This window comes from Bacteroides caecigallinarum (genome assembly GCF_021530995.1).
Lineage (GTDB): Bacteria > Bacteroidota > Bacteroidia > Bacteroidales > Bacteroidaceae > Phocaeicola > Phocaeicola faecigallinarum.
Genome location: NZ_JADYTF010000170.1, coordinates 1 through 4,711 on the forward strand (window position 1 = coordinate 1; position 4,711 = coordinate 4,711).

Here is a 4,711-nt window from a genome sequence, read left to right on the forward strand (position 1 = left end):
GTACCATATAATATTTATTTAGTCTGTTAATATCCTTTATTTTGTTCTAGATTTGGATTCTGATCTATAGCATTCTGAGGAATAGGCATTAGATAAGAATATTCATTGAATTGATATACATTTGGTTTTCTTCCAGAATCATTGATATTATTAAGGACTTCTTCAACTTTGTCTAATCTGCACAAATCAAACCATCTTTGTCCCTCAAGTGCTAGTTCAAGTCTTCTTTCGTTCAAATATGCATTGATCAATAGATTCTTGTCGCCTCTTACAGTATTGGATAGTTTGTCCAATCCTGCTCTTACCCTTATTCTGTCAATAATGTCTGCTGCAGCATTAAGGTCAGTATTTTCTCCAAATAGTAATGCTTCTGCTTTAAGTAATAGAATGTCAGCAAATCTTAGTTTGATTATGCTATTATTGGCTGATCTGCATTTATACATAAAAGGATATGCGTCAGATGGATAATAGTTACTCCATGTACATTCATAATAAACAATTGTCTGTTCTTTACGTTTGACATCACCAGAGTTGTCGAACGCTTTAATAAGGTCTCTGGATGGAGTTATCCATTTAGCCCATGTAAAGTTACTGTTCCAGTTTAATAAATCTCGTCCAAACATCCATGTAACCCAGTTACCACCGCCTGTGAAGAATTGAGCTTCCAATATGCTTTCCTTTGAATTTCTTATCCTTACATCAGTACCTTCTTCGTTCATTGCAAAGAGATCTGAAAAATCTGCTTGTAAGTCAAAACCGTCTCTTTCCAATTCATCACAATATTGTATTACCTTAGAGTAATTTCTTATTGGTTTCTCTGCATATATTTTAGCCATTAATGCTTTGGCTACAGATTTAGAAAATATAGTTTTATTCTCTGGATTGTTGTCCGGAGCATATAACAAGGCTTCATTTAAATCAATCTCTATTTGCTTGTAAGCATCTGTTGCTGTAGATTGGCTAGGGAAGTAATCATCATATATATCTTCTATATTGTCAGCTGTTATGTCACCTGCTGATGTTATTATAACAGGAATATTTCCCCAAATACGAACCATATCGAATAATATCAAGCTTCTAAATATAAGGGCTTGTGCTTTTACGGATTTCTTTTCTGTATCTGAAAAAGAGCTGTCATTAACATTGTCAATATTACATATTAATTTATTGGCCGAGCCCAAGTCTTCAAGATATCTGGTCCAGTCTCTTGATAGCACAGAATTTGAACCTTCGATAGAATTGTCTTCAAAAGGTACAACCTCAGCACCAGTTGTACCTGCATAAGCATTATCTGTATGAGCATCAGCTAACAGTAGCATATCAAGATACCAATGCTCTTGACGATTTTTCATCTGATTATAAAGATATTCAAGATGGCTTAAAACAGCAGCTTTATCTTTAAATACTACATCTTCTTTATCATTATTAGCTCCTTCTGTTATTTCTGAATATGTATCCAATGGATATTTGTCTAAAGAACAAGAGGCACTGAAAAATATCGTACTTGTAATAAGTAGGCTATTTATATATTTATTAAACATCATATTTTAAGATTTAGAATTCAACATTAATACCAAAAACGAATGAACGGCAATGAGGATAAGTACCCCAATCAATACCTTGAACCGCACCGCTATTACCCCATTGGTTTACTTCAGGGTCCATACCAGAGTATTTAGTGAAAGTCAATAGGTTGGTTGCAGTAAAATAAGGTTGCAATCTTGATATGCCATACTTCTTGAATAAATCACAATTTATGTTGTATGACAGAGATATATCTTTAATTCTAAGATAGCTACCGTCCTCTACAAAATAACTAGAGTTCTTAATGTTAAATCCAGCTTTAGGAACATCTGTTATTTGTCCCGGTATTCTCCATCTGTCCAGAACTTTTGTTGTTTGATTCTTTCCGTCATACATACCTTCGGTTTCTATTCTTGAAGCATTGAATATGTCATTTCCGTAAGAACCCTGAAGGAAGATGCTTAAATTAATGCCTTTCCAAGAGAAAGTATTTGTCATACCATATGTGAAATCTGGATTTGGATCACCGATATAAGTTCTGTCTGTTGAAGAAATCTTTCCGTCATTGTTTAAATCTCTATACATCAATTCACCGGTCTCAGGATCTACACCATCACTTATATATCCATAGAAACCTCCAAGAGAACGCCCTGGTTCGTTTCTAACAACATAGTCATTAACTACGTCACTGGTTTTTGCATCGTAATAAACAGCTTGCAGAGCAAGTTTTGTAAGCTTGTTGCGGTTGAAAGATATATTGAAATCAGTATCCCAAGAGAATTCTCCAACGAAATTCTTAGAACTGATGTTCATTTCAAAACCTTTGTTTACCATTTCTCCTTCATTTCTGTAAAGAGTATTTGCTGCAGCAGCTCCGGCTGGCAGAGATACATTCATAAGCATGTCTGTAGTTCTCTTATAATAGTAATCAAGGTTTATTATAAGTCTGCTATTAAAGCCTGTAAAGTCAATACCGATATTAGTTTGAGTAGTAGTTTCCCATTTTAAATCAGAAGTCTTTAAGTTAGCCTGAGAGATTGTTGGCACTGCATTTTCATTACCTTCTTTGAACCATTCCACTCTTTGTATATTGTATCTTTCAAGATAAGCATAATCACTTATACCAGATTGATTACCTGTTTGTCCCCAGCCAACTCTTATCTTCAAGTCGTCAAGCCAGTCTATTCCTTTCATAAATTCTTCAGAAGAAATTCTCCATGCTCCAGAGAAAGAAGGGAATATTCCCCAACGATAGTCTGGATGCAAACGGGATGAGGCATCAGATCTTACATTGGCTGTAATAAGGTATTTGCTATCAAAGTTATATGATAAACGTCCAAAATATGACATTATAGCCCATTGAGATGCTCCAGAACCTGTTCCATTCCATGAAATTTTATTTGCAGCATTCAATGTCTGAATCAAATCATTTCTGAAATGAGAGCCATATATATAGCTGTTTGTATAATCCGATGATGTCCATGAAGAACCTACCATAGCATCAATGCTATGTTTTTTAAAGCTTTTGTTATAATTAAGTGTGTTATCAAAAGTGAGTACAGTATTTTGATTTCTGTTATCTGAAGCTTCTCCATATTGATTTCTACCCCATGTTGTAGATATAGGATCCAGGAATGTTGTACTGATTGCATTTCTTCTGTCTAGAGAGATTGTGGATTTGAACTTTAATTCCGGCATTATGGTTATTAAAGCACTACCTGAAGCAAGGAGTCTGTTCTCTCTGTTTTTATCATTTCTGTTACGCTCCATATTTTCCAATGGGCTGGTAATGTTTCCGACACCATAGAAATTATTATAAAACTGGTCTGGATGTTCTTCATCCCATATTGGAGCGTAAGTAGGAGTGTTTATTACTGACAAGACAACACCACCACGGTTTGCTCCTGCTCCCATTGTACCTCCACCATTACTTGTATAATCAGCATATGCTATATTAGCGGAGATTTTCAGCCATTTTCTAATGTCGTTCTCTAGGTTAGCTCTGAAGTTATATCTTTTGTAATAAGATGCATCCAATATTCCTCTTTCATTTTGGTAACCGGCTGACAAATAATATCTCATCTTGTCATTACCGTTTTGGATAGATATCTGATAATTCTGAGTAGAACCTGTTGTATATGTTTCATCAAACCAGTCTGTTTGGTCTGTCAGACCTTCAGGTAGGCTTACAAGTCCTATTTCTTCTTGAAGTTCTCTATACTGTTCTGTGTTGAGAACATCTACTTTTTTTGCAACATTACTTATACCGTATTGTGCATTGAATGAGATTTTAGCATCTCCTTTAGCTCCTGCTTTTGTTGTAATAAGAACAACACCATTTGCAGCACGAGAACCATATATTGCAGCAGAAGATGCATCTTTAAGAATCTGCATGCTTTCAATATCGTTAGGTGCAAGGAACTTCAAGTTGTCAACAGGGACTCCATCTACTACGTACAAAGGGTCGTTACTACCGTTAAATGATGTGGTACCACGTACTCTAATAGACATTTCACCACCAGGTGCACCGGATGGTTGCATTACTGATACACCAGCCGCCTTACCTTGTAGTGCCTGTGCAGCAGAAACTATAGGACGTTGGTCAAGATCTTTTGTTGAGACTGTAGAAACTGCGGTGGTTACATCTTTACGTTTTACAGAACCATAACCGATAACCACGACTTCCTCCAGCTCTTCACTATCTTCTTTCATTACAACATTAAGATTTTCTGCTGGAGCAAGTTCTTGTGTCTTATAACCTATATAAGATATAACAAGAGTAGATTTGGAATCAACTTCCAGTACGAAGTTTCCGTCAATATCGGAAATTACGCCATTGGTTGTTCCTTTTTCTAGAACACTAGCACCAATGATACCTTCTTTATTGGTATCAGTGATACGACCATTAACATGAATTTTTTGTGCAAATACACTTGTTGAGAAAAGCATCATTAATAATAATGATAGCTTAAAACCAGAATGCATTAAACCATTACTGTTTTTCATCGTATAAAACTTTAAATTAATAATACTAAATTTTTATTCTCTCAGACAAAATTATGGTTCATCCGACATTTCGCGTGATAGTTTATTAAAGAAGAAAACCGCTGCACAAATTGTATATTTGAATAAGCACAAGCAAACGTACAATTATGAACAGCAGTTTTCTATATCATGCGTGGGGTCT

2 protein-coding genes are annotated in these 4,711 nt (G+C 35.3%); both read right to left on the reverse strand.

Features of this window, described 5'->3' with window-relative positions:
• Positions 1-26: 26 nt before the first annotated feature.
• Positions 27-1,544 (reverse strand): RagB/SusD family nutrient uptake outer membrane protein, encoded by a 1,518-nt coding sequence (locus I6E24_RS15345; RefSeq protein ID WP_394800422.1) that lies wholly within the window; start codon positions 1,542-1,544, stop codon positions 27-29.
• A 10-nt stretch (positions 1,545-1,554) separates the two neighbouring features.
• Positions 1,555-4,509, reverse strand: a complete 2,955-nt coding sequence (locus I6E24_RS15350) for a SusC/RagA family TonB-linked outer membrane protein (protein WP_235329477.1) — start codon at positions 4,507-4,509, stop codon at positions 1,555-1,557.
• Between the last annotated feature and the right edge of the window lie 202 nt (positions 4,510-4,711).

Excerpts from the sequence above, each read along its gene's own strand:
- I6E24_RS15345 (WP_394800422.1), bottom strand. The coding sequence starts at position 1,544 with ATGATGTTTAATAAATATATAAATAGCCTACTTATTACAAGTACGATA.
- I6E24_RS15350 (WP_235329477.1), bottom strand. The coding sequence starts at position 4,509 with ATGCATTCTGGTTTTAAGCTATCATTATTATTAATGATGCTTTTCTCA.